Raw genomic sequence first — 21,854 nt, 5'->3', positions numbered from 1 at the left:
TCTCCTCAGTGAAAGCGGGGGCGGACTCCCGAACTCTGCGTTAGGGAGTTTCGTCTTCTGGACTCTAAGCACGCGCCATGCCAAGCCGCAAGGCGGCCAACGGGGGAATGCTGGCTTCGATGGCGTGGCCGATGTCGCCGGCGGCAACCAGGTGGTGCACGGCTTCCATGTCGCGCGCCAGGCTGCGGTCGGCCATCATGGCCGGGGACACGCTGCGCACCAGGCGCAGCACGTCTTCCAGCGCCGGCGCGCTCTTCAGAGGACGCAGGAACTCGATGCCCTGTGCGGCGGCCAGCAGTTCGATGCCCACGATGTGCGCCGTGTTGCGCAGCATCTGCTGCAGCCGGCGCGCCGCGAAGGTTGCCATGCTGACGTGGTCCTCCTGGTTGGCCGACGTCGGCAGGCTGTCGACGCTGGCCGGGTGCGCGAGCGACTTGTTCTCGCTGGCCAGCGCCGCGGCCGTGACGTGCACGATCATGAAGCCGGAGTTCAGGCCCGGGTCCGGCGTGAGGAAGGGCGGCAGGCGCGACACCACCGTGTCGACCAGCATCGCGACGCGCCGCTCGCTGATGGCGCCGATCTCGGCGATGCACACCGCGAGCGCATCGCACGCCAGCGCCACCGGCTCGGCGTGGAAGTTGCCGCCGGAAACGAGGGCGTCTGCCGCCTGCCCCGGACCCGATCCGGGGTCGGCGAACACCAGCGGGTTGTCGGTCACCGCATTCGCTTCGCGCACCAGCACCTCGGTGGCGTAGCGCATCTGGTCGAGGCAGGCGCCCATCACCTGCGGCTGGCAGCGCAGGCAGTACGGGTCCTGCACGCGGTCGTCCTCGTCCAGGTGCGACTTGCGGATCTCGCTGCCGACCAGCAGCGCGCGATACGCCGCGGCGCAGTCGATCTGGCCGGGCTGGCCACGCACCGCATGGATGCGCGGGTCGAACGGGCCGTCGCTGCCGCGCGCGGCGTCCAGCGTCAACGCACCGGTGATCACGGCGGATTCGAACAGCCGATCGGCAGCGACCAGGGCGTCGAGCGCGAGCGCGGTCGACACCTGCGTGCCGTTGATCAGCGCGAGCCCTTCCTTCGGCGCCAGCTGCAGCGGCCGCAGACCTGCGCGCTCGAGCCCGTGCGACGCGGGCATGCGCTCGCCGCCGTAGACGACTTCACCTTCGCCCACCAAGGGCAGGCAGAGGTGCGCGAGCGGCGCCAGGTCGCCGGACGCGCCGACCGAGCCTTGCGACGGCACGACCGGAAGGACGCCCGCGTTGTGCAACGCCAGCAAGCCATCGATCACTTCCTCGCGCACGCCGGAGTGCGCGCGCGCGAGGCTGAGCGCCTTCATCACCAGCATCAGGCGGACCACGCGGTCGGGCAGCGGCTCGCCGACACCCACCGCGTGCGAGCGCAGCAGGCGCAGCTGCAGCAGCGCGAGGTCGTCGCGCGCGATGCGTTGCGTCGCCAGCTTGCCGAACCCGGTGTTGACGCCGTAGTGCGCCTGCTCACTGGCCGCGGCCCGCGCGACAATGTCGGCGCTGGCGCGGATCGCGGGGCGGCAGGCGGGGGCGAGCTCGACGCGCTCGACGCCGGCCGGCGCGAGGATCGCGCGGATGTGGTCGAGCGTGAGCTCGCCGGGGGAGAGGATGGTCATGCCAGGCACACTCCGTCGTCCCCGCGGAGGCGGGGACCCACCGCTTCCGCCTTCGGCTTCGGATCATGGAAGCGATGGATCCCCGCCTCCGCGCGGATGACGAAGGTGTCGTTCACTTCCCCACCATCGGCAACTTCAAGCCATGCTCCTTCGCGCACTCCACCGCGAGGTCGTAACCGGCATCCGCATGGCGCATCACGCCCGTGGCCGGGTCGTTCCACAGCACGCGGCGGATCTTCTCGTCGGCTTCCTTCGTGCCGTCGCACACCATCACGACGCCCGCATGCTGCGAGTAGCCCATGCCGACGCCGCCGCCGTGGTGCAGGCTCACCCAGCTGGCGCCGCTGGCGGTGTTGAGCAGCGCGTTCAGCAACGGCCAGTCGCTGACCGCGTCGCTGCCGTCCTGCATCGCCTCCGTCTCGCGGTTGGGCGACGCGACCGAGCCGCTGTCCAGGTGGTCGCGGCCGATGACGATCGGCGCCTTCAGTTCGCCGGTGCGCACCATCTCGTTGAACGCCAGGCCCGCCTTGTCGCGGTCGCCCAGGCCGATCCAGCAGATGCGCGCCGGCAGGCCCTGGAAGCTGATGCGCTCACCGGCCATGTCGAGCCAGCGGTGCAGGTGCTTGTTTTCGGGGAACAGCTCCTTCATCCTGGCGTCGGTCTTGCGGATGTCCTCGGGGTCGCCGGACAGCGCGACCCAGCGGAACGGGCCGACGCCGCGGCAGAACAGCGGACGGATGTACGCCGGCACGAAGCCCGGATACGCGAATGCGTCCTGCACGCCGAAGTCGAAGGCGACCTGGCGCAGGTTGTTGCCGTAGTCGACCGTCGGGATGCCCATCGCGTGGAAGGCCAGCATCGCGCGCACGTGCTGCGCGCACGACTCGCCCGCGGCCTGCTTCAACGTCGCATGTTGCGCGGGATCCTTCTGCGCGGCCTGCCACTGCTCGACGGACCAGCCGATGGGCAGGTAGCCGTTGATGATGTCGTGCGCCGAGGTCTGGTCGGTGACGATGTCCGGCCTGGGGCCGCCCGCCTTGGCCCGCTTCACCAGTTCCGGAACGATTTCGGCCGCGTTGCCGCACAGGCCGATGGACACCGCTTCCTTGCGGCTGGTGTGGTGCTGGATCAGCGCCAGCGCTTCGTCCAGGTCCCTGGCCTGCTTGTCCAGGTACCTGGTCCGCAGGCGGAAGTCGATGCGCGACTGCTGGCACTCGATGTTGAGCGAGCACGCGCCGGCGAATGAAGCAGCCAGCGGCTGCGCGCCGCCCATGCCACCCAGGCCCGCGGTGAGCACCCACCGGCCGGCGAGGTCGCCGCCGAAATGCTGGCGGCCCGCCTCGACGAAGGTCTCGTACGTGCCCTGCACGATGCCCTGGGTGCCGATGTAGATCCAGCTGCCGGCGGTCATCTGGCCGAACATCATCAGGCCCTTGCGATCGAGCTCGTTGAAGTGCTCCCACGTCGCCCACCTGGGAACGAGGTTGGAGTTGGCGATCAGCACGCGCGGGGCACCGGCGTGGGTGCGGAACACGCCGACCGGCTTGCCCGACTGCACCAGCAGCGTCTCGTCGGGCTGCAGCTGGCGCAGCGACTCCAGGATGGCTTCGAACGCGGGCCAGTTGCGCGCCGCCTTGCCGATGCCGCCGTAGACGACCAGGGCGTCCGGGTTCTCGGCGACGGCGGGGTCCAGGTTGTTCTGGATCATCCGGTAGGCCGCTTCGATCTGCCAGTCGGCGCAGTGCAGGTCGGTGCCGCGCGGCGCACTGACGGGGCGCGGGCCGGCCAGGCGGGGGGCTTGCGAGAGGTCGGACATGGCGGCTCCCAAGTTGTCTATACAAGCATCGAAATTCGCGGCAGGATAGTTGTCTATACAAGCCGTGTCAATGCGGATATCCTCCGCGCCATGGCCCGGGAAGACAAGCCTGCGTACGAGCAGGTCAAGGACTGGATCCGCCAGCACATCAGCAGCGGCGAATGGCGCCCCGGCGACCCGGTGCCCAGCGAGGCCGTGCTGATGGATCGCTTCGCCGTCAGCCGCATGACGGCGCACCGCGCGCTGCGCGAACTGGCCACCGAAGGGCTGGTCACGCGTACGCAAGGCTCGGGCACCAAGGTGGCGCAGCTGCACCGCATCAGCTCGCAGCTGGTCATCCGTGATATCCACGTCGAGATCGCCGAGCGAGGCCACGTGCCCGGCACGCGTGTGGTGACCATCGCACAGGAGAAGGCGGGTGCCGAACTGGCGGCGACCCTCGCGCTGCGCAAGGGAGCCCGCGTGTTCCACACGGTGCTGGTGCACCTGGAAAGCGGCGTGCCGATCCAGTACGAGGACCGCTACGTCAACCCTGCCGCGGCACCGGCCTACCTCGACACCGACTTCACGAAGACGTCGCCCACCGCGCACCTGATCCAGCACGCGCCGCTCACCGAAGCCAGCTACACGATCGAGGCCTGCCTGCCCGCGCCGCACGAAGCGCAGGCGCTGGAGATCAAGGCCGGCGAGCCCTGCCTGGTGATGGTGCGGCGCACCGTCAGCGGCGCGCACGTGGCCAGCGTCGCGCGTCAATTGCATCCGGCATCGCGCTACAGCTTCAGCGGGCAGTTCCAGGCATGACCACTTTCCTGCACGAATGGCAGCTGGTGGGCCTCGATGCCGCCGCGGCGCAGCCGTGGCGCAATGGCGGCGGCACGACGCGTGAATTGCTGGTCTGGCCCGCGGGCCAGGTGTGGAAGGCGCGCGTGTCGGTCGCCGACGTCGGAAAGGCGGGGCCGTTCTCCGCCTTCCCCGGTGTCGAGCGCTGGTTCGCCGTGCTCGAAGGCGACGGCGTCGCGCTGCGCGTGGGAGCCGGCGAGCAGCGCCTCGGCACGGACAGCCCCGCGTTCCGCTTCAGCGGCGACATGCAAGTCGATTGCGACCTGATTGGCGGGCCGACGCGCGACCTCAACCTGATGACCGAACCCGGCAAGGGCCGCCTCGTGCGCGTGCCCGGCGACTTCACCTTCCATGCCACCGGCGAAGCGATCATCGCCGTGTATGCGCACTCGAAGCCCGCACGCATCGTCACGCTGGAACAGGAAGTGGACATCCCGCCGCGCCATCTGGCGTGGCAGCACCGCACCTGGCGCGCGCACGGCAACGTCCGCGGGGAGGACGCGTTCTGGATGGAGGTGCGGCCATGACGGCGCAGGTGTGGTGCAACGCCCGCGTCGCGACCATGCTGCCGGGCGCGCCGGCGCCTTACGGCTTGATCGACCAGGCCTGCATCGCCGTCGAGGGCGGCACCATCGCATGGGTCGGGCCGCATGCCGAACTGCCCGAAGCGTGGCGGCGCGGCGCCATCGAGCACGACGTCGGCGGCGCGCTTATCACGCCGGGCCTCATCGACTGCCACACGCACCTGGTCTGGGGCGGTGACCGCGCGCGCGAATTCGAGCTGCGCCTGCAGGGCGCCAGCTACGAGGACATCGCGCGCGCCGGCGGCGGCATCGTGTCGACCGTGAAGGCCACGCGCGAGGCGAGCGAGGACGAACTGCTGGCGCAGGCACGCCGCCGTCTGCGCGCGCTGATGCAGGACGGCGTGACGACGGTGGAGATCAAGTCCGGTTACGGGCTGAGCGAGGAAGCCGAGGCCAAGTGCCTGCGTGTCGCGCGCCGTCTCGGCCAGGCGGAAGGCGTCAGCGTGCGGACGACGTTCCTGGGCGCGCATGCCTTGCCGCCCGAGTACGCGGGCCATTCGGATGCGTACATCGACGAGGTCGTGCGCATGCTGCCGGCGTTGCACGGCGCGGGCCTGGTCGACGCGGTCGACGCGTTCTGCGAGCGCATCGGCTTCTCGGTCGAGCAGACCCGGCGCGTGTTCGATGCGGCGAAGGCGCTCGGCCTGCCCGTCAAGCTGCACGCCGAGCAGTTGAGTGACAGCGCGGGCACGCAGCTGGCGGCGTCGTACCGCGCGCTCAGCTGCGACCACCTGGAGTGGCTGTCCGAAGACGGCGCGCGCGCGATGGCGCGATCGGGGACGGTCGCGGTGCTGCTGCCGGGCGCGTTCTATTTCCTGCGCGACACCAGGGTGCCGCCGATCGAGTTGCTGCGCCGGCACGGCGTGCCGATGGCCGTGTCCACCGACTGCAATCCGGGCACCTCGCCGTGCACGTCGCTGCTGTTGATGCTGAACATGGCGTGCACGCTGTTCCGCCTCACGCCCGAAGAAGCGCTGGCGGGTGCGACGCGCCATGCGGCGCAGGCGCTGGGGCTGGACGATCGCGGCGTGCTGTCGACCGGCCGCTGCGCCGACTTCGTGGTGTGGGACGTGAAGCATCCCGCCGAATTGAGTTATGCCTTCGGCGCCAGCCCGCGGCTGGCGACCGTCGTGGAAGGACAGGTCCGATGACGTTCCGCTTGCGCCAGGGCACGGTGCCCCTGCTGGTCAGCATTCCGCACATGGGGACCGAAATCCCGCAGGACCTGCGTGCGCACTACGTGCCGCGGGCGCTGGAGGTGGAGGACACCGACTGGCACCTGGACCGGCTCTATGCGTTCGCGCACGAGCTCGGCGCCAGCGTGCTGCAGCCGGTGCACTCGCGCTACGTGATCGACCTGAACCGGCCGCCGGACGACCAGCCGATGTACCCGGGCGCGTCGAACACCGAGCTGTGCCCGACGCGCTTCTTCAGCGGCGATCCGCTGCACGTGGACGGTGCGGCGCCGTCGCCCGGCCAGCGGCTGCAACGCCGCGCGCAGTACTGGCAGCCGTACCACGACGCCTTGCGCGGCGAGCTCGATCGCCTGAAGGCGCAGCACGGCTTCGTCGTGCTGTGGGACGCCCACAGCATCCGCAGCGAGATCCCCTGGCTGTTCGAGGGCGTGCTGCCCGACCTGAACATCGGCACGGCGAACGGCGCCAGCGCCGATGCGTCGATCACCGACGCCGTCGCGCGCGCCGCGCAGGCGGGGGGCGTCAGCCACGTGGTCAACGGCCGCTTCAAGGGCGGCTACATCACGCGCCACTACGGCCGCCCGGCCGAGCACGTGCACGCGGTGCAGCTGGAGATGGTGCAGAAGACGTACATGCGCGAGGAAGCGCCCTACGACTGGGACGACGCGAAGGCGGCGCGTATCCAGCCCGTGGTCCGGGGGATGGTGGAGGCGGCGCTTGAGGCGGCGCTGTCGCTGCATGGGAAGTGAATCGAAGGCGGAAGCGATGGTGCGTCTCTTCACGCCAAGAGCCTGGATCGACGGCGCCTGGGCCGACGACGTCCTGCTCGTCTCCGACGCTGGCGGCCGATGGTCCGAGGTCACCGCCAACTGCCCGCCCGACCAACGCGCAGGCGCCGAAGCGATCGACGGGCCCGTCGTCCCCGCTCTCGTCAACGCCCACAGCCACGCGTTCCAGCGTGCCATCGCGGGGCTGACGGAGCGCAGCCCGGTCGGGGAGCAGGACGATTTCTGGAGCTGGCGCGATCGCATGTACCGCGTCGCGCTGTCGGTCACGCCGGCGGACCTGGAACGCATCGCGACGCAGCTCTATCGCGAACTTGCCGTCAGCGGCTACGGCCACGTCTGCGAATTCCACTACGTGCACAACGACGTCGACGGCAGGCCGTACGCGGACCCGCTCGCGATGCCGATGGCGCTGGTGCGCGCGGCGCGGGCGGCCGGCATCGGGCTCACGCTGCTGCCGACGCTGTACATGCGATCGGGTTTCGGTGCCCCGGGGCTGCGCGACGACCAGCGCCGCTTCGCCAGCACGCCGGCGTCGGTGCTGCACATCGCCGGGCAGGTCAACGCGCTGCGCCTGCCTGGCATCGACGCGGGCCTGGCCTTGCATTCGCTGCGCGCGGTCGACGAAGGCGCGATGCGCGAAGCGGTGCAGGCGGCGAATCGCGCGGGCTGGCCGATCCACATCCACGTCGCCGAGCAGCAGCGTGAAGTCGACGACTGCCTCGCCCACCATGGCAAGCGGCCGATCGAATGGCTGCTGGACCGCATGCCGGTCGACGCGCACTGGAACCTCGTCCACGCGACGCAGGCAACTGCGGACGAACTGCGCGGCGTGCGCGACGCGCTGGCCTCCATCGTGCTGTGCCCGACGACGGAGGCGAACCTCGGCGACGGCGTGTTCGACCTGCGCACCTGGCTGCAGCTGGGTGGCCGCTGGTCGATCGGCAGCGACAGCCACGTGGGCCGCGACTGGCGCGAGGAACTGCGGCTGCTCGAGTACTCGCAGCGCCTGGTGCACCGGCAGCGCAACGTCGCCGCGCGCGCCGCGGGGCGCGAGAGCACGGGCGAAGTGCTGTTCGACGGCGCGGTGGGCGGCGCCGTCGCGGCTTGCGGGACGCCTTGCGCATTGCAGGCGGGCGCGCCCGCGCGCTGGCAGGTGCTGGGCGCGCCGTCGCTCGACGAAGCGATCTTCTCCGCCTAGCGCCCGCGCGCGCCGGTCAGGCGCTCCCATTCGCCCTGGCCGGCGGCGAGGAAATCGGGCGGCGCAGCAACGGCGGGATCGGAGGCAGCGGCCGAGAGGTCGTCGATGACGGACACCGCGTCAGTTCCGGCGATCATCGCGATCGCCGCGGCCGCGACGAGCGCCACCGCCAGGATCCAGGCGGACGTGCCGTGCGGGAGATGCGGGGAGAAATGCATGTCTGGCTCCTTCAGGGCACCGCCGCGGAAACCGCCGGCGGTGCGTCGATGTGGCTGGGCGGTGCCCCCAGGGGCAGCGCACCCAGGATGGCGCCATCGGCGGTCATGGCCAGGCCGCCCCCGAGGTCGACGGCATCGCCGGGCAGCGGCGCGGCGCCGCCCCCGCAACCCGCGGTGACGATGCAGGCCGTGGCGAGCGACGCGAGGAGGGATCGGGGCATGGCGCACCTCCTTTCGAGGTGGCCACAAGGTAGGCGTGCCGCCGGCTGCCGTCGGTGCGTTGGCGTACAGACCGGTCGCGCCTGTGTGTGCCTTCGCACGATGGGGCCGGCAGCCCGGCCATGTCTCGCAGGAGGCGGCTCCGCTGGCATGATCCCGCCATGGCTGAGATCGCGCTGCGCACCGTCGAGAAGTTCGCCGAGCCCGAGTTCACGGCGCTGCTGAACCAGCTGCTGCACGACCCGGACCGGCAGGAGGTCATGCAGCGCCTGTTCGGGCCCGCGCAGACGCCGCCGCCCTCCGGCGCGAGGCAGGTGCGCGTCGGCGCCTTCGACGGCGAGCGCCTGGTCGGCTGGAGCCACGCCTTCCTCGCGCCCGGCGGACTGCTGTACGTCGGCAATTCCGCCGTGCATCCGGAATACCGCCGGCAAGGCGTGTACACGCGACTGGTCGCCGCGATCGAGGAGGAAGCGCGCGCGCTGCAGTGCCTGCGCGTCGAGTCGCACCATCGCACCGCCAACGCCGCGGTGCTGATCGCCAAGCTGAAGGCCGGCTACGTCGTGACCGGCACCGAGTACAGCGCCGAAATGGGCCTGCTGGTGAAGTTGTGCAAGCACCTCGATGCGCGCCGTGATGCCGTGTTCCATGCGCGTGCCGGTGTGGTGGAGGGAAGTGCGCGGTTCTTCGGCCGCGAGGGCTGACTCGGGGTCTTCCCCAGCCGCGCCGCCGGGGCCGCGGCCTACAGTGGTCGCGCCAGGAGGTGCCGCCATGCAGTCCACCATGATGCCGATCCCGCTGTCGCTCAACCACCTGCTCGAGCGCGCGGGCCAGCTGTTCGCCGGCAACGAGATCGTCTCGCGGCTGCCGGACAAGTCGTTGCGGCGGCACACCTACGGCGACTTCCATCGCCGCGCGCGCTCGCTCGCCAGCGCGTTGCAGAAGCTGGGGCTGCAGAAGGGCGACCGCGTCGCCACGCTCTGCTGGAACCACCACGCGCACCTGGAGTGCTACTTCGGCATCCCGGCCGCCGGCGGCGTGATGCACACGCTGAACCTGCGGCTCGCCCCGGACGAGATCGGCTGGATCGCCGGGCACGCGAACGACCGCTTCCTCGTCGTCGACGACGTGCTGCTGCCGCTGTACGAGAAGTTCGCCGCGCTCCACGGGTTCGAGGAGGTGATCGTGGTCCCGTTCAGCGGAGCGAAGGTGCCGGCGGGGTTCACCGACTACGAAGCGCTGCTGGCCGATGCGGATCCCGAAGGCTTCGAGTACGCGCCGCACGACGAGAACGATCCGGTGGCCATGTGCTACACGTCGGGCACGACGGGGCGGCCCAAGGGCGTCGTGTACTCGCACCGATCCACGGTGCTGCACACGCTGGTCGCCAGCCTGTCGGACTTCTGGGGCCTGCGCGGCACCGACTGCGTGCTGCCGGTCACGCCGATGTTCCACGCCAACAGCTGGGGCATGCCGTACGGCGCCGTGATGCTGGGCGTGAAGATCGTGTTCCCCGGCCCGCACCTGCATCCCGACGACCTGCTCGACCTGGTCACCGAAGTGCCGCCCACGCTGGCGCTGGGCGTGCCGACGATCTGGATGACGCTGATCCAGGCGTACGAAGCGTCGCTCGCGGACGGCTCGCCGAACAAGGGGCGCTGGAAGCTGCCCGCGGGCATGCGCTCGCTGGTCGGCGGCGCGCCGGTGCCCGAGTCGTTGATCCGCGCGTTCCACAAGCACGGCGTCTGGATCCTGCAGGGCTGGGGCATGACCGAGACCTCTCCCGTCTGCACGATCTCGTACCCGCGCGCGGAGCTGGAGGGCGCCGACATGGACGAGCGCTACCGGCGCGCATCGCTCGCGGGCGTGCCCGTGCCGCTGGTGGACCTGCGCGTGCGCGGCGACGACGGCGAGGACCAGCCGTGGGACGGCAGGGCGGTCGGCGAGATCCAGGTGCGCGGTCCGTTCATCACCGGCTCGTACCACGCCGTGCCCGTGGAGCGCGAGAAGTTCACCGCCGACGGCTGGCTGCGCACCGGCGACGTCGCGAGCGTCGATGCGCTCGGCTTCGTCAGGATCACCGACCGCACCAAGGACCTGATCAAGTCGGGCGGCGAGTGGATCAGCTCCGTCGACCTCGAGAACGCGGTGATGGCGCACCCCGCCATCGCCGAAGCAGCCGTCATCGCGATCCCCGACGAGAAGTGGGGCGAGCGGCCGCTCGCCTGCGTGGTGAGGAAGAAGGACCAGGACGTCACGGCGGAGCAGTTGAACGCGCACCTGCTGCAGCGGGGCTTCGCCAAGTGGCAGCTGCCCGACCGCTACGAATGGCTGGACGCGGTGCCGCGCACGTCGACCGGCAAGTTCTGGAAGCTGAAGCTGCGGGAGCGGTTCGCCCGGTGAGCGCCGACCGCACCCTCTCCGCGAACCAGGCGACGCTCTGGAGCATCCCGGTCAGCGCGGCGCTCGCGGCCCTGGTGCTCGTCCCCTACTACGTGCTCTGGGGCACGAACCCGTGGATGGCGATGAAGGGTGTCCACTGGCTGCTGGTGTTGGCCGTGTTCGTCGCATCGGTGATCGCGCACGAGGCGATCCATGCGATCGCGTGGTACCTGGCCAGCGCCAAGCCGCGCCCACGCTTCAAGTTCGGCGTGAACTGGGGCGCGCTGATGCCGTACGCCCATGCCATCGATCCGATGCACGCCAAGGCGTACCGCATCGGCGCCGCGGCACCGGGCGTGGTGCTGGGTGCCCTGCCCGCGGCCAGCGGCCTCGCGACCGGCTCCGCGGGCCTGACCGTTTGGGGCACCGCAATGCTTCTCGTCGCTGGCGGCGACTTCCTCGTGATCGCCACCCTGCGCGGCGTTCCGCCCATGACGCCGGTCAAGGACCATCCGGTTCGCGTCGGCTGCGAGATCGTGGAGACAGCGGCGGGCGGGTCCTAGCGAGCACCTCGGCGTCCCGCGCAGGCTATCGTCATTCCGGCGAACGCCGGAATCCATGAACGCCGGAATCCATGCTCGTAGGCCATGACACGTCGCCGCGTGGCCCGGGCTCGCGCCGAGATGCAGTCCGTTGGGCAAACCCTGCGGAGTGCCAAAGGCGAGTTCGGACCCCGCGGCCCCGCGCCCGCCAAGCACAGCGCGACTGTTCGCAGAGGCGCTCGCGCCAGCGAGAGGCCGCGCAACGGAGAGACGGAGCATGAGGACCCGGCAGGCACCGCCTGATGCGCTCGCCGGCTCGCGCGAGCAGCACCAGGGTCGCACGAGCATGGATTCCGGCTTCCGCCGGAATGACAAGGATGGCGCGGGAATGACAAGTCCGGCGCGGGAAGGACGGCCTGCGTTGCCACACTGACAACCAACACTGTCGCGCAGCCGACAGTGCGCGGTGCGCGACGTTCGCAAGCCACGCCTCCGCGATAAACGGACGCATCCGCCCGACCGGTAGCATGCCAACACGGGGCGAAACGCCTTCCGGCGGCGAAGATCGCAGGGGGCCCACCGGGCCACCCACAACGAGGAGGAGTTTCCGATGCAATCGACCAAGGTCACGCGCCGTGACCTGATCGCCGCCGCCGGCCTGGCCGGCTTGGCGCAGGCCCTGCCCGTCCGCGCCGAAGGCGGGCTGGTGTTCGCCGTCAACGAGGGCGTCACCTACGCCACGAGCACCAAGCCGCTGGCCGAGCGCTTCCACGACGTGCAGGAAGACCTGCAGAAGCTGCTCAAGCGCCCGGTGCGCGTGGTCGGCGTGCCCGACTACAAGCAGCTGGTCGCCGGCCTGGGGGCGCAGCAGTTCGACATCGCCTGGGTGCACCCCGCGCACCACGCGATCCGGGCGCTCAAGGGCGGCGGCTACCACCTGGTCGGCCTGACCAAGGGCTACACCGAATACCGCGCCAGCTTCCTGGTCGCGGGCACCAACACGCTGAAGTCCGTGACCGACCTGCGCGCCGCGCGCGTGGGCGCGCCGGACGAGGACTCGGTCACCTCCGTCATCGCGCGCGCCACGCTGCGCGAGGCGCTGGGGGGCCAGCTGCCGCAGATCACCTACGTGCGCTACCAGGACGCGGTGCCCTTCATGGTCGAACACGGCATGGCCGACAGTGGCGTGACCGCATCGGGCGCCGTCGTGAAATCGTGGCAGGACAAGGGCGGCAAGGTGCTCGCCCGCAGCAAGCCGGTGCCGATCAAGCAGCTGCTCGCCAGCAGCAAGGCCGTCAACGGCACGCAACTGGCGCAGCTGCGCAGCTACTTCGCGGGCCTGGCGACCACCGAGTCCGGCAAGAAGCGCCTGGAGCCGCTGGGCGTGCAGGGCTTCGAGGAGTTCGACGAGCAGGTGCTCGCCGGCATCGGCGGCTGGCTCGGCGTCTGAGCGGCGTCCATGCCCGCGGGTGTGTTGCAGTGGCTGGTGCGCGTCGTCGCGGCGTTGCTGTGCCTGGTCGCACCCGCCGCGCAAGCCGACGGCCTGCCGCTGGACCAGGCTGCGTGGATCGAGCAGGGCACGTCCGCTGATCTCGCCCGCGCGGTCGCGCGCGGGCACTTCCAGCCGATGGCGCCGCGGCAGGTCCTCCCGGTGGCCCCGGGTCGCACCGCCTGGCTGCGAGTGCGCATCCCGGCCCCGGCCCACCAGGCGCTGGACCTGGACATCACCGTGCCGCTGCTCGACGACGTCGTGCTGTACCAGCGCGACGCGTCCGGCGCGTGGCAGGCGCAGGCGGCGGGCGACCACCTTGCCGTGAGCGGGTGGGACCGCCCCGGCCGCTACGCGAGTTTTTCCATTGCGCCGGCCACCGGCGCGGCCCGCACCGTGTACCTGCGCGTGCGGCACGCCGACCCGATCGGCTTCGACCTGCGCGTGCTGCCGGCTACCGACGCCATGCAGCAGCGGCAGGTCGAGTACCTGGGCATCGGCATCGTGCTCGGCTCGCTGCTGCTGCTCACCGGCGCGTGCGTCCTGCATGCATGGACGCTGCGCGAGACCGTCCGCGTGCTCTATGCGCTGTATGCGGCGACGATGACGCTGGCCATCGCCACCGTCACCGGCGTCACGGGCCACCTGCTGTGGAACGCGTCGCCCGGATGGACCGACACGGCGCAGGGCGCCTTGCCCGTGCTGCTGGCCGGCATCCACGTCCTGTTCCTCGAGCACCTGTGCGCCACGCCCACGCGCGATCCGCTCTGGTCGAAGGCGGCGAAGGTCCTGGGGTGGGCGATCGTCGCCGCGTCCGTCGTCTACCGGCTCTTCCCGCCGGAGGTCGAGCGAATCGTGGTGTCCGCGGCGCTGATCTCCGGCGCCGTGGCCGGCCTGGTGCTCGCCGCCCGCGCGCGCTGGCGCCACGGCGACCCGGTGGGCAGCTGGGTGCTGGTCGCGTACGTGCCGCTGGTGCTCGTCGTGCTGACGGCCGTCCTGCGCATGCACGGGTTCATCGCGGCCACCTGGCTGACGCTGGACGCGAGCGCGGCGAGCGCCGCGCTCGCCGTGCCGCTGCTGCTGCTGGCGCTGGGTGCGCGCACGCGGTCCTGGCAGCGCATCGAAACGCGCGTGCTGCCGATGACGCAGCAGGACGCGCTGACCGGCCTGCTGTCCGAAGCCGCCTTCACCGCGCAGCTCGATCGCGTCGTGGCTGGCGCGCTGATGCGCCGCGAGCACGCGGCCGTCGCGCTGATCGATGTGGTCAACCTGCCCGCGATCCGAAAGGCCTATGGCGACTCGATGGCCGAGCACTGCCTGCTGCGCGCCGTCATCAAGCTGCACCGCGTGGTGCGCGAATCCGATCCCGCCGGCCGCGTCGCCACCGGCCGCTTCGCGGTGGTGCTCGAAGGCATGCGCTCGCGCGAGGAACTGCAGGAGCGCATGGTGCGGCTGGTCGCTTCCGGCCTGATCCAGTCGGCCGGCAGCAGCTTCCGCGTGCCGCTGCAATTCCACGTCGCCTGCCTGGTGCTCGGCGACGGTGTGTACGCGTCGTCGGTCGCGATGCGCAAGCTGGCCGAGACGCTGGAGTCGATGTCGCCGCGCACGCGTCGCCCCGTGCGGTTCGTCGACGCCGGGCCCGCGCTGCCCAGCATCCCGCCGGAAGGCGACGGCGAAAGCGCACCGCCCAGCGTGACGGTGCCGTTCACGTCCTGAGAAGCGCTCAGCGCGAAGGATTGCCCGTCGCCTGCCGCCGCCCGGCGAGGTCGGCCTGCAGTTGCGCGCGGCGTTCCGCGTACCAGCGCTCGAGACAGCCCTTGTCGCTGCACTCCGCTTCGCGGCGCGCCCAGGCGCGATCGCTCTCGCGCTGGAACGCGGAACGGTCCGGCGCCGCCGCCTTCGCCTGCGCGTAGAGGCGGCCGAGGTCGCGATCCAGCTGCGACAGTTCGGCGTCGCCGCAGATGAGCTTCTCGGTCTTCAGCCGCGCGCGACCGCAGTCGAAGCTCGGCGAGACGCGCGGCGCCGCGGGTGCCGGACGGGCGGCGGCCGGTTTCGCTTCCACTTTCGCCACCTGGGTCGACGTGACCGGTGCGCGCGCTGCCGGTGCCTGGCGGATCGGTTGGGCCGGCGCCGTCGTGGACTGCTGCGCCGCGGGGGGCGTGGCCTCTGCCGGCGCCGGCGGGCCGCCCATCTCGCGCGTGAGCGAGGACGTGTCGCCGGACATCGTGGGGCTGCTGCCCGGCTGCTGCAGCTCGGGCTGCGCGCCCAGCAGCACCACGCCGAAGAACAGCGCGTTCAGCACCAGCGCCGGCAGCAGGCCGAGGGCCAGCTCCGACGAGTGTTTCGGCGGATCGAAGTTGAGGTTGGCGAGGTACGGGTCCATGCGGTCCCCGGAAGGCTCGTCCAAGCGTAGTTCGCGCACCGCCACCCGAGCGGTCGCGTTGACACTTTGCTGCGGCGGTGACCGTCGGATGCGTGAACGCACCGTCAGGAAGACGCGATGCCGGCCGACGCGCATTCGCCCCCACCCTCGCTAGGCTGAGCCACGATGAGCCGTCCTGTCGCGTTCCTCTTCGCCATCGCCGCCTCGTGCGCGCTGCCGCTCGCGCCGGCCGTGGCGCAGGACAAGGCGGCGCTCCCGTCGGTCGACGTGTCGGGCAACTCGCAGCGCGACTCGGTCGAGAAGTCGTACCGCAAGATGCTGCGCGGCATGGACCTGTTCGAGCGGCAGCGGCCGACGATGGCGCCGACCGCCACGCTGCGCTTCCGCGTCCTGCAGCGCAAGCCGGGCGTGAACCTGCAGGACCTGGAGCTGGCGATCCTGGCGCGCGACATCGAGATCCCGATCGACGTCGCGCCGGATCGCACGTTCACGCTGCCGCGCGATCGGCGCGCCGAAGCGGCGGACGCGGTCGTGTCGCCGAACCGGCGCAGGCTCACCATGACCTGGCGCGCGGACGTGCGCACGCCGGGGCTGCCGTCCAACACGCGCCGGCTGGGCGACCTGCGCCTGGAATGCCAGGTCGGCATGGAGGCGGCGCTGGTGTCGAACAGCCCGTCGTGGATCGTGCGGCTGTACGACAAGCTGGACACCACGCCCGCGTACTGCAACCGCAAGAACAACGAGTACCTGTTCTTCGCCGACAAGCCGCTGTTCGGCGTGACGCTCGTGGCCGGCAACCGGCGCGAGCAGCTGCCTGCCGGTCGCCTGTGGGCCGGCGCGTTCGACGACCCCGGGCTGCGGCAGGACCTGCCGTTCTGCGACTGCGAGATGCTGGTCGACCGCACCTACTTCCTGCCACTGGCCGACACGAGCTGGCCGCACGACACGCTGGTGGTGTTCGACTTCATGGATGCGCCCGATGCGCCGCGTTGACGTCGTCCTCGCCGGCGCCTTGCTGCTCGGCGGCTGCGCGGCGCTGCAACCGGGGCTGCCCGACAAGCCGATGTTCCGCGACACGCGGCTGGACGTCGCGGCTGCCGCGCAGCAGGTCGTGCCGGGGCGCACGACGAAGGCCGAGCTGGCGTCGGCGCTCGGGGAGCCCGAGACGCTGAAGTTCGACGGCGGCCTGGAGATCTGGCTGTACCGCGCGCGGCCGCCGCGGACCACGCAGCCGGAACTGCTGGTGCTGTTCGGCCCCGATGGCGTGGCGCGCAAGGTGCGCGTGCGGCCTGGCGACACGGCCCGCTGAAAGAACGGCATGCACCCCGTCGCCCCCGCGCCGACCGAGCCGCCGCTGCGCTACGGCGCGTTGGCGCAAGCCTTCCACTGGGCGATCGCGGTGCTGGTGCTCGCCGCCTGGCTGCTCAGCCCCGAAGGGCCTCGCACGCCGCCGTCGCAGCGCCAATGGCACGAGACGATCGGGATGGCGGTGCTGCTGCTGTCGGTCGCGCACCTCGTGTGGCGCATCGGCGACCCACGGCCCGAGCCGCCGGCGATGCCGCGCTGGCTCGCGTGGTTCGCCGCCATGCTGCATGGCCTGTTGTATGTCGCGCTGTTCGCGGTGCCGCTGACGGCGATCGCCGGCACCTGGCTCGAAGGACATCCGTTGACGCTGCTCGCCGGCGTGCGCATCGCGCCCTGGATCGAGCCGGACCGCGCGTTGGGGCACTCGATCTCGGAACTGCACGGCTGGCTCGGCACGGCCATGCTGTGGCTCGCCGGGTTGCATGCTGTCGCCGCGCTGGTCCACCACTTCGTCCTGCGTGACGGCGTTCTGCTGTCGATGCTGCCGGGCCGCCGGCGCGACCCGCGCGCGGACGCCTGAACCACGGCCCCAAAGGCCTGCACGCCCGTTTTGGCGTGAATTGCTTCACGTCCGGCGCCCGTCCCGAAACGACCGGTCACAACCTGGTCGAGCTCGTTCGTCCGCCGTTCAGGAACTCGGCCGTTTAATACGCGAACACGACAAGAAAGGAGCCCCACATGGCCACCGTCCTCTCCTCCCATGGCCTGCCGTCCGGCGCCGAGCCGCAAGCAGCCTCCTCCTCCACGCCCAAGGCGCTCTGGATCGCCGTCGGCGTGCTCGCCGTCGCCGTGGCCGCACTCGCCGGCGCGCTGGTGACGAAGTCGATGTCCAGCCAGCCCGCTCCCGCGCCGGTGCAACAGGCGTCCGCGCTGCCCTCGATGGCGCCCGCCGACGGCACGCCGGTCAACGACAAGCCGATGAACCTGCAGGCGCAGCCGCAACCCCAGCAGAGCGCGCAGGCGCCCGCGCCGGCCCACAAGCCCGCCCCGGCGAAGAAGCCGGCGCCGAAGCCCGCGGCGCAACCCGCACCGCAACAGGTCGCGCAAGCGCCCGCACGTGCCATCTGCACCACCTGCGGCACGGTCATGTCCGTGCAGCCGGTCACCATCAAGGGCGAAGGCTCCGGTGTCGGTGTGATCGGCGGCGCGGTCGCTGGCGGCCTGCTGGGCAACCAGGTCGGCGGCGGCAACGGCAAGAAGGCCATGACGGTCGTCGGCGCCATCGGCGGCGCCCTGGCCGGCAACGAAGTCGAGAAGCGCGTGCGTTCCAGCACCGTGTACGACGTGCAGGTCCGCATGGAAGACGGCAGCGTGCGCACCGTGCGCCAGGCCGAGCCTATGAATGCCGGCACCAGGGTGCACGTGGATTCGTCCGGCCTGCGCGTGGCGGGCAACTAAGCCTTCCCTGTTTGCGCAGCGCAAGGGCCGCCTTCGGGCGGCCCTTTCTTTTGCTGAAGGCGGACTCCCGAACGCAGAGGTCGCAGAGCAAGCGCAGAGGACGCAGAAGGATGGAGTTTGTCATTGCGGGCTTGACCCGCAATCCACGCCAACGGGCGCCAGCCCCGCATGGATTCCGGCGTTCGCCGGAATGACAAACGGCGGTTGCTAGAGTCCCCCCATGCCCGCCTTCGACCAACTCGTTCTCACCACGCCCCGCCTGCGCCTGCGCGCGCTCGGGGACGGCGACGCCGCCGCGCTGATGGTGATCCGGGGCGATCCGGAGGTCGTGCGGTTCCTGAGCGCGCCCGCGTGGACCAGCATCGACAAGGCTCGCGAGAAGATCGCGCGCGACGTCGAAGCGATGCGCAAGGGCGATTACGTGCAACTGGGCATCGAGCGCGTCGAGGACGGCCGCGTCGTGGGCGACTGCTGCCTGTTCAAGTTGATGGCGGGCCAGCGCCGCGCGGAGATCGGCTACTCGCTGCGCCGCGATGCCTGGGGCCACGGCTACGCCCACGAAGCGACCGGTGCCCTGATCGCGTGGGGCTTCGGCGAACTGGGCCTGCACCGCATCGAAGCCGACATCGACCCCCGCAACACCGCGTCCGCGCGCGTCCTGGAGCGCCACGGCTTCCAGCGCGAAGGCCTGTTGCGCGAACGCTGGATCGTCAACGGCGAACTGTCCGACACCGCCTTCTACGGCCTGCTTGCGCCCGAGTGGCCTGCGCGGCGGGTGCCAAACGCGTAGCGCGCAGGAAGGCGGACTCCCAAACGCAGAGGACGCAGAGCAAGCGCAGAGGTCCCAGAACAAGAACAACAATGTTCTTTGTCTCTTCTGCGTTCTCTGCGCTTGCTCTGCGCTCTCTGCGTTTGGAGGTCCTGCAGGCCGGTCACGGCCGCACTCACGCCGCGGCGCGGAATTCCCCTGGCGCCTGCCCCGTCCACTGCCGGAACGCACGGGCGAAGCTCTTTTCATTGCGGAAACCGACGGCTGCCGCGACCTGCTTGACGGGCTGCGCAGTGCGCAGCAGGAGGTCCCGCGCGCGTTCGAGCCGCACCTCGTCCTTCAACTGCTGCAGGCTCGCGCCTTCCTCCTTCAACTGGCGGTGCAGCGTGCGGGTCGACACGTGCAGCAGCGTGGCGAGCGCGTCGGCGCTGTGGGCGCGATGGGGATGCGCGACGAGCGCTTGCCGGACCTGGGGCACCAGCAGGCGGTCGCGGCGGTATTGCAGGACCGTCAGTTGCAGCGCGCGTTGGCGCAGCAGCTGCGTCAGCGCCTTCTCGTCGCGACGCAGCGGCAGCGCGAGGTACTGGGCGTCGAAGCGCAGTGACGCGACATGGCCCGGCTCGAAGGCGAGCGGGCCACCGGGGAACATGTGCGCGTACGCGTCGGCGTGGGTCGGCGCGGCGAACGGGAACGTGGCGCCGAGCAGCGGAATGCGCGAGTCGACGTACCAGCAGGCCAGCCCGTGCACGTTGCGCAGGATGAAGGCGAGCGACAGCTCGCGCACTTCGGCCGTGAGCGGTTGCAGCTCTTCCAACACGACGGCGGCCACGCCGGCCTCCTCTCGCACCGACAGGCGCAGGTCGGGCGCAAGCAGGCCGTGGTGGCGGCACCAACGCTTCAGCGCGACGCCGAGATTCGGCGCGGTCAGCGAACCGCGGGCGAGCAGGCCGTAGCTGCCCCAGGGCAGCGCCCGCGAGAACGCGCCGAGGCCTTCATCGTCGAGCTCCTGCATCGCGGTCGCGGACAGCAGTTCCATCTGGCGGGCCGTCATGCGGCCGTCGACGGGGCGCAGTTGCGCTGGCGTGATCTGTGCCGCTCGCAAGGCTCCATCCGGTGACCGGCCCGCGCGCCCGTACGCAGCCACCATCGCTTGAGCGAAGGCGACCGGCGTGACGGCGGCGGGGGTGCGGGACGGGGCGGTCCGGGCGGCGCGCGGCATGCCACGAGTGTGGCAGGATTTGCAACCCCGCGGGCAGCCGCTGCGCCGCGCCCGTGCCTACGCTGGCGGCTTCGCCGCAGCAGCGCGGCCGGTGCCTCGGCGCGGGTTCCCTCCGTTGCCCACGCCCTCCGGCGCTGCGACAGTCGGCGCGCAAGGTTCCACACGCATGTCCGTCCTCCAATCCCAACTCAATCCGCGCTCGGCCGAGTTCCAGGCCAATGCCGAGGTGATGCGCAGCCTCGTCGACGACCTGCAGCAGCAGCTGGCCAAGGCCGCGCGGGGCGGCGGCGAAGCGGCGCGCGCCAAGCACACCGCGCGCGGCAAGCTGCTGCCGCGTGATCGCGTCGCCAACCTGCTCGATCCCGGCACGCCGTTCCTGGAACTCGCACCGCTGGCCGCGCACGGCATGTACAACGGCGACGCGCCGTGCGCCGGCGTCATCGCCGGCATCGGGCGCGTGAACGGCCGCGACGTGATGGTCGTGTGCAACGACGCCACGGTGAAGGGCGGCACCTACTACCCGATGACGGTGAAGAAGCACCTGCGCGCGCAGGAGATCGCGATGCAGAACCGCCTGCCGTGCATCTACCTGGTCGACTCGGGCGGCGCCAACCTGCCGAACCAGGACGACGTGTTCCCGGACCGCGACCACTTCGGCCGCATCTTCTTCAACCAGGCCAACATGTCCGCGCAGGGCATCGCGCAGATCGCGGTGGTCATGGGTTCGTGCACAGCCGGCGGCGCGTACGTGCCGGCGATGAGCGACGAGACGATCATCGTGAAGAACCAGGGCACCATCTTCCTGGGCGGCCCGCCGCTGGTGAAGGCGGCCACGGGCGAGATCGTCAGCGGCGAGGAACTGGGCGGGGGCGACGTGCACACGCGCCTGTCCGGCGTCGCCGACCACCTGGCGCAGAACGACATGCACGCGCTGGCGCTGGCGCGCCAGGCCATCGGCAGCCTGAATCGCGAGAAGGTGCCGCCGGTCGAACTGCGCGAGCCGCGGCCCCCCAAGTACGACCCCAAGGAACTGTGGGGCGTCATCCCGACCGAGGTGCGCAAGCCCTACGACGTGCGGGAAGTGATTGCCCGGATCGTCGACGGCAGCGAGTTCCACGAATTCAAGTCGCGCTGGGGCGGCACGCCCGGCGGCTCGTCGACCACGCTGGTGTGCGGCTTCGCGCACATCGAAGGCATGCCCGTCGGCATCATCGGCAACAACGGCATCCTGTACAGCGAGTCGGCGCAGAAGGGTGCGCACTTCATCGAACTGTGCTGCCAGCGCAAGGTGCCGCTGGTGTTCCTGCAGAACATCACCGGCTTCATGGTCGGCAAGAAGTACGAGAACGAAGGCATCGCGCGCCACGGCGCGAAGATGGTGACCGCGGTCGCCACGGCCAGCGTGCCGAAGTTCACCGTGATCATCGGCGGCAGCTTCGGCGCCGGCAACTACGGCATGTGCGGCCGCGCGTACTCGCCGCGCTTCCTCTGGATGTGGCCCAACGCGCGCATCTCGGTGATGGGCGGCGAGCAGGCCGCCAGCGTGCTGGCCACCGTCAAGCGCGACGGCATCGAAGCCAGGGGCGGCAGCTGGTCGGCGGACGAGGAGCAGAAGTTCAAGCAGCCGCTGCTGGACCAGTTCGCGCACCAGTCGCACCCGTACTACGCCAGCGCGCGCCTGTGGGACGACGGCGTCATCGATCCCGCCGACACGCGCCGCGTGCTGGCGCTGGGCCTGTCGGCCGCGCTCAACGCGCCGATCGGCGAGCCGAAGTTCGGCGTGTTCCGGATGTGATGGCGAGG

Annotated in this window: 22 protein-coding genes; 16 read left to right on the top strand and 6 right to left on the bottom strand. The window is 70.9% G+C overall.

All coding sequences use genetic code 11. The annotated features are described in order from the left end of the window. Positions 1 to 64 precede the first annotated feature (64 nt). Positions 65 to 1,648: a histidine ammonia-lyase gene (gene hutH / locus I8E28_RS19555; protein ID WP_200789895.1), complete on the bottom strand. Its 1,584-nt coding sequence runs from the start codon at positions 1,646 to 1,648 to the stop codon at positions 65 to 67. A 112-nt stretch (positions 1,649 to 1,760) separates the two neighbouring features. Next, positions 1,761 to 3,464 carry a urocanate hydratase gene (gene hutU / locus I8E28_RS19550; protein WP_200789894.1) on the bottom strand — a complete coding sequence of 568 codons (1,704 nt, stop codon included), beginning with the start codon at positions 3,462 to 3,464 and terminating at the stop codon, positions 1,761 to 1,763. A gap of 90 nt (positions 3,465 to 3,554) precedes the next feature. Between hutU and hutC the strand changes: the two genes are divergently transcribed. From hutC to hutF, 5 genes are read left to right on the top strand one after another with little or no spacing between them, the layout of a single operon-like run. Further along, positions 3,555 to 4,265: a histidine utilization repressor gene (gene hutC / locus I8E28_RS19545; RefSeq protein ID WP_200789893.1), complete on the top strand. Its 711-nt coding sequence runs from the start codon at positions 3,555 to 3,557 to the stop codon at positions 4,263 to 4,265. After that, a complete protein-coding gene (locus I8E28_RS19540; RefSeq protein ID WP_200789892.1) occupies positions 4,262 to 4,831 on the top strand; it encodes a HutD/Ves family protein in 570 nt (189 codons plus the stop codon). Before hutC ends, I8E28_RS19540 begins: the two co-directional genes overlap by 4 nt. Continuing rightward, complete coding sequence (gene hutI / locus I8E28_RS19535; RefSeq protein WP_200789891.1) at positions 4,828 to 6,039, top strand: imidazolonepropionase; 1,212 nt, start codon at positions 4,828 to 4,830, stop codon at positions 6,037 to 6,039. The genes I8E28_RS19540 and hutI overlap by 4 nt, the downstream gene beginning before the upstream one ends. Further along, entirely contained in the window at positions 6,036 to 6,833 is a 798-nt protein-coding gene (gene hutG / locus I8E28_RS19530) for an N-formylglutamate deformylase (RefSeq protein WP_200789890.1), read from the top strand. The genes hutI and hutG overlap by 4 nt, the downstream gene beginning before the upstream one ends. 16 nt (positions 6,834 to 6,849) lie before the next feature. After that, positions 6,850 to 8,070, top strand: a complete 1,221-nt coding sequence (hutF, locus tag I8E28_RS19525; protein WP_200789889.1) for a formimidoylglutamate deiminase — start codon at positions 6,850 to 6,852, stop codon at positions 8,068 to 8,070. On the opposite strand, the gene I8E28_RS19520 is transcribed toward hutF, so the two are convergent. Then, on the bottom strand, positions 8,067 to 8,288 hold the full coding sequence (locus tag I8E28_RS19520) for a hypothetical protein (protein ID WP_200789888.1): 222 nt from the start codon (positions 8,286 to 8,288) through the stop codon (positions 8,067 to 8,069). The two genes, hutF and I8E28_RS19520, sit on opposite strands and share 4 nt — an antisense overlap. 11 nt (positions 8,289 to 8,299) lie before the next feature. Further along, positions 8,300 to 8,509, bottom strand: a complete 210-nt coding sequence (locus tag I8E28_RS19515) for a hypothetical protein (RefSeq protein ID WP_200789887.1) — start codon at positions 8,507 to 8,509, stop codon at positions 8,300 to 8,302. 159 nt (positions 8,510 to 8,668) lie between these two features. Between I8E28_RS19515 and I8E28_RS19510 the strand changes: the two genes are divergently transcribed. The 5 genes from I8E28_RS19510 to I8E28_RS19490 all read left to right on the top strand — a co-directional run bounded on the left by I8E28_RS19510 (position 8,669) and on the right by I8E28_RS19490 (position 14,633). Then, positions 8,669 to 9,208 carry a GNAT family N-acetyltransferase gene (locus I8E28_RS19510; RefSeq protein ID WP_200789886.1) on the top strand — a complete coding sequence of 180 codons (540 nt, stop codon included), beginning with the start codon at positions 8,669 to 8,671 and terminating at the stop codon, positions 9,206 to 9,208. 67 nt (positions 9,209 to 9,275) lie between these two features. Further along, positions 9,276 to 10,907 (top strand): long-chain fatty acid--CoA ligase, encoded by a 1,632-nt coding sequence (locus tag I8E28_RS19505; protein ID WP_200789885.1) that lies wholly within the window; start codon positions 9,276 to 9,278, stop codon positions 10,905 to 10,907. Beyond that, positions 10,904 to 11,449 (top strand): metalloprotease family protein, encoded by a 546-nt coding sequence (locus tag I8E28_RS19500; RefSeq protein ID WP_200789884.1) that lies wholly within the window; start codon positions 10,904 to 10,906, stop codon positions 11,447 to 11,449. Before I8E28_RS19505 ends, I8E28_RS19500 begins: the two co-directional genes overlap by 4 nt. 589 nt (positions 11,450 to 12,038) lie before the next feature. Next, entirely contained in the window at positions 12,039 to 12,878 is an 840-nt protein-coding gene (locus tag I8E28_RS19495; protein WP_200789883.1) for a phosphate/phosphite/phosphonate ABC transporter substrate-binding protein, read from the top strand. A gap of 9 nt (positions 12,879 to 12,887) precedes the next feature. Continuing rightward, positions 12,888 to 14,633, top strand: coding sequence for a sensor domain-containing diguanylate cyclase (locus I8E28_RS19490; RefSeq protein ID WP_200789882.1), 1,746 nt, complete (start codon positions 12,888 to 12,890; stop codon positions 14,631 to 14,633). A 7-nt stretch (positions 14,634 to 14,640) separates the two neighbouring features. Here I8E28_RS19490 and I8E28_RS19485 read toward each other — a convergent pair whose 3' ends face one another. Continuing rightward, a complete protein-coding gene (locus tag I8E28_RS19485; protein WP_200789881.1) occupies positions 14,641 to 15,300 on the bottom strand; it encodes a lysozyme inhibitor LprI family protein in 660 nt (219 codons plus the stop codon). A gap of 165 nt (positions 15,301 to 15,465) precedes the next feature. On the opposite strand from I8E28_RS19485, the gene I8E28_RS19480 reads away from it, so the two are divergent. From I8E28_RS19480 to I8E28_RS19460, 5 genes are all read left to right on the top strand, one after another. Then, entirely contained in the window at positions 15,466 to 16,293 is an 828-nt protein-coding gene (locus tag I8E28_RS19480) for a hypothetical protein (protein ID WP_207794034.1), read from the top strand. Next, positions 16,280 to 16,609, top strand: a complete 330-nt coding sequence (locus I8E28_RS19475) for a hypothetical protein (protein ID WP_200789880.1) — start codon at positions 16,280 to 16,282, stop codon at positions 16,607 to 16,609. The genes I8E28_RS19480 and I8E28_RS19475 overlap by 14 nt, the downstream gene beginning before the upstream one ends. Positions 16,610 to 16,618: 9 nt before the next feature. Continuing rightward, positions 16,619 to 17,185, top strand: a complete 567-nt coding sequence (locus I8E28_RS19470) for a cytochrome b (RefSeq protein WP_200789879.1) — start codon at positions 16,619 to 16,621, stop codon at positions 17,183 to 17,185. Positions 17,186 to 17,343: 158 nt separating this feature from the next. After that, positions 17,344 to 18,063 (top strand): outer membrane lipoprotein, encoded by a 720-nt coding sequence (locus I8E28_RS19465; RefSeq protein WP_200789878.1) that lies wholly within the window; start codon positions 17,344 to 17,346, stop codon positions 18,061 to 18,063. A gap of 220 nt (positions 18,064 to 18,283) precedes the next feature. Continuing rightward, a complete protein-coding gene (locus tag I8E28_RS19460) occupies positions 18,284 to 18,853 on the top strand; it encodes a GNAT family N-acetyltransferase (protein WP_200789877.1) in 570 nt (189 codons plus the stop codon). Positions 18,854 to 19,007: 154 nt separating this feature from the next. Here the strand turns inward: I8E28_RS19460 and I8E28_RS19455 are convergent, their stop codons facing one another. After that, the gene (locus tag I8E28_RS19455; protein WP_200789876.1) at positions 19,008 to 20,051 is read right to left on the bottom strand and encodes an AraC family transcriptional regulator; all 1,044 of its coding nucleotides are present in this window, start codon (positions 20,049 to 20,051) and stop codon (positions 19,008 to 19,010) included. Between the two features lie 166 nt (positions 20,052 to 20,217). Here I8E28_RS19455 and I8E28_RS19450 point away from each other — a divergent pair, with 166 nt between their 5' ends. Further along, complete coding sequence (locus I8E28_RS19450) at positions 20,218 to 21,846, top strand: carboxyl transferase domain-containing protein (protein ID WP_200789875.1); 1,629 nt, start codon at positions 20,218 to 20,220, stop codon at positions 21,844 to 21,846. The last annotated feature ends 8 nt before the right edge of the window (positions 21,847 to 21,854 follow it).

The sequence above is a fragment of the Ramlibacter algicola genome (assembly GCF_016641735.1).
Lineage (GTDB): Bacteria > Pseudomonadota > Gammaproteobacteria > Burkholderiales > Burkholderiaceae_C > Ramlibacter > Ramlibacter algicola.
This window is presented reverse-complemented; position numbering and strand designations above follow the sequence as displayed.

What these genes read in the sequence shown, in the direction of transcription:
- hutH (WP_200789895.1), bottom strand. Translation starts at nt 1,648, where the DNA reads ATGACCATCCTCTCCCCCGGCGAGCTCACGCTCGACCACATCCGCGCG.
- hutU (WP_200789894.1), bottom strand. Translation starts at nt 3,464, where the DNA reads ATGTCCGACCTCTCGCAAGCCCCCCGCCTGGCCGGCCCGCGCCCCGTC.
- hutC (WP_200789893.1), top strand. Translation starts at nt 3,555, where the DNA reads ATGGCCCGGGAAGACAAGCCTGCGTACGAGCAGGTCAAGGACTGGATC.
- I8E28_RS19540 (WP_200789892.1), top strand. Translation starts at nt 4,262, where the DNA reads ATGACCACTTTCCTGCACGAATGGCAGCTGGTGGGCCTCGATGCCGCC.
- hutI (WP_200789891.1), top strand. Translation starts at nt 4,828, where the DNA reads ATGACGGCGCAGGTGTGGTGCAACGCCCGCGTCGCGACCATGCTGCCG.
- hutG (WP_200789890.1), top strand. Translation starts at nt 6,036, where the DNA reads ATGACGTTCCGCTTGCGCCAGGGCACGGTGCCCCTGCTGGTCAGCATT.
- hutF (WP_200789889.1), top strand. Translation starts at nt 6,850, where the DNA reads ATGGTGCGTCTCTTCACGCCAAGAGCCTGGATCGACGGCGCCTGGGCC.
- I8E28_RS19520 (WP_200789888.1), bottom strand. Translation starts at nt 8,288, where the DNA reads ATGCATTTCTCCCCGCATCTCCCGCACGGCACGTCCGCCTGGATCCTG.
- I8E28_RS19515 (WP_200789887.1), bottom strand. Translation starts at nt 8,509, where the DNA reads ATGCCCCGATCCCTCCTCGCGTCGCTCGCCACGGCCTGCATCGTCACC.
- I8E28_RS19510 (WP_200789886.1), top strand. Translation starts at nt 8,669, where the DNA reads ATGGCTGAGATCGCGCTGCGCACCGTCGAGAAGTTCGCCGAGCCCGAG.
- I8E28_RS19505 (WP_200789885.1), top strand. Translation starts at nt 9,276, where the DNA reads ATGCAGTCCACCATGATGCCGATCCCGCTGTCGCTCAACCACCTGCTC.
- I8E28_RS19495 (WP_200789883.1), top strand. Translation starts at nt 12,039, where the DNA reads ATGCAATCGACCAAGGTCACGCGCCGTGACCTGATCGCCGCCGCCGGC.
- I8E28_RS19490 (WP_200789882.1), top strand. Translation starts at nt 12,888, where the DNA reads ATGCCCGCGGGTGTGTTGCAGTGGCTGGTGCGCGTCGTCGCGGCGTTG.
- I8E28_RS19485 (WP_200789881.1), bottom strand. Translation starts at nt 15,300, where the DNA reads ATGGACCCGTACCTCGCCAACCTCAACTTCGATCCGCCGAAACACTCG.
- I8E28_RS19480 (WP_207794034.1), top strand. Translation starts at nt 15,466, where the DNA reads ATGAGCCGTCCTGTCGCGTTCCTCTTCGCCATCGCCGCCTCGTGCGCG.
- I8E28_RS19475 (WP_200789880.1), top strand. Translation starts at nt 16,280, where the DNA reads ATGCGCCGCGTTGACGTCGTCCTCGCCGGCGCCTTGCTGCTCGGCGGC.
- I8E28_RS19470 (WP_200789879.1), top strand. Translation starts at nt 16,619, where the DNA reads ATGCACCCCGTCGCCCCCGCGCCGACCGAGCCGCCGCTGCGCTACGGC.
- I8E28_RS19465 (WP_200789878.1), top strand. Translation starts at nt 17,344, where the DNA reads ATGGCCACCGTCCTCTCCTCCCATGGCCTGCCGTCCGGCGCCGAGCCG.
- I8E28_RS19460 (WP_200789877.1), top strand. Translation starts at nt 18,284, where the DNA reads ATGCCCGCCTTCGACCAACTCGTTCTCACCACGCCCCGCCTGCGCCTG.
- I8E28_RS19455 (WP_200789876.1), bottom strand. Translation starts at nt 20,051, where the DNA reads ATGCCGCGCGCCGCCCGGACCGCCCCGTCCCGCACCCCCGCCGCCGTC.
- I8E28_RS19450 (WP_200789875.1), top strand. Translation starts at nt 20,218, where the DNA reads ATGTCCGTCCTCCAATCCCAACTCAATCCGCGCTCGGCCGAGTTCCAG.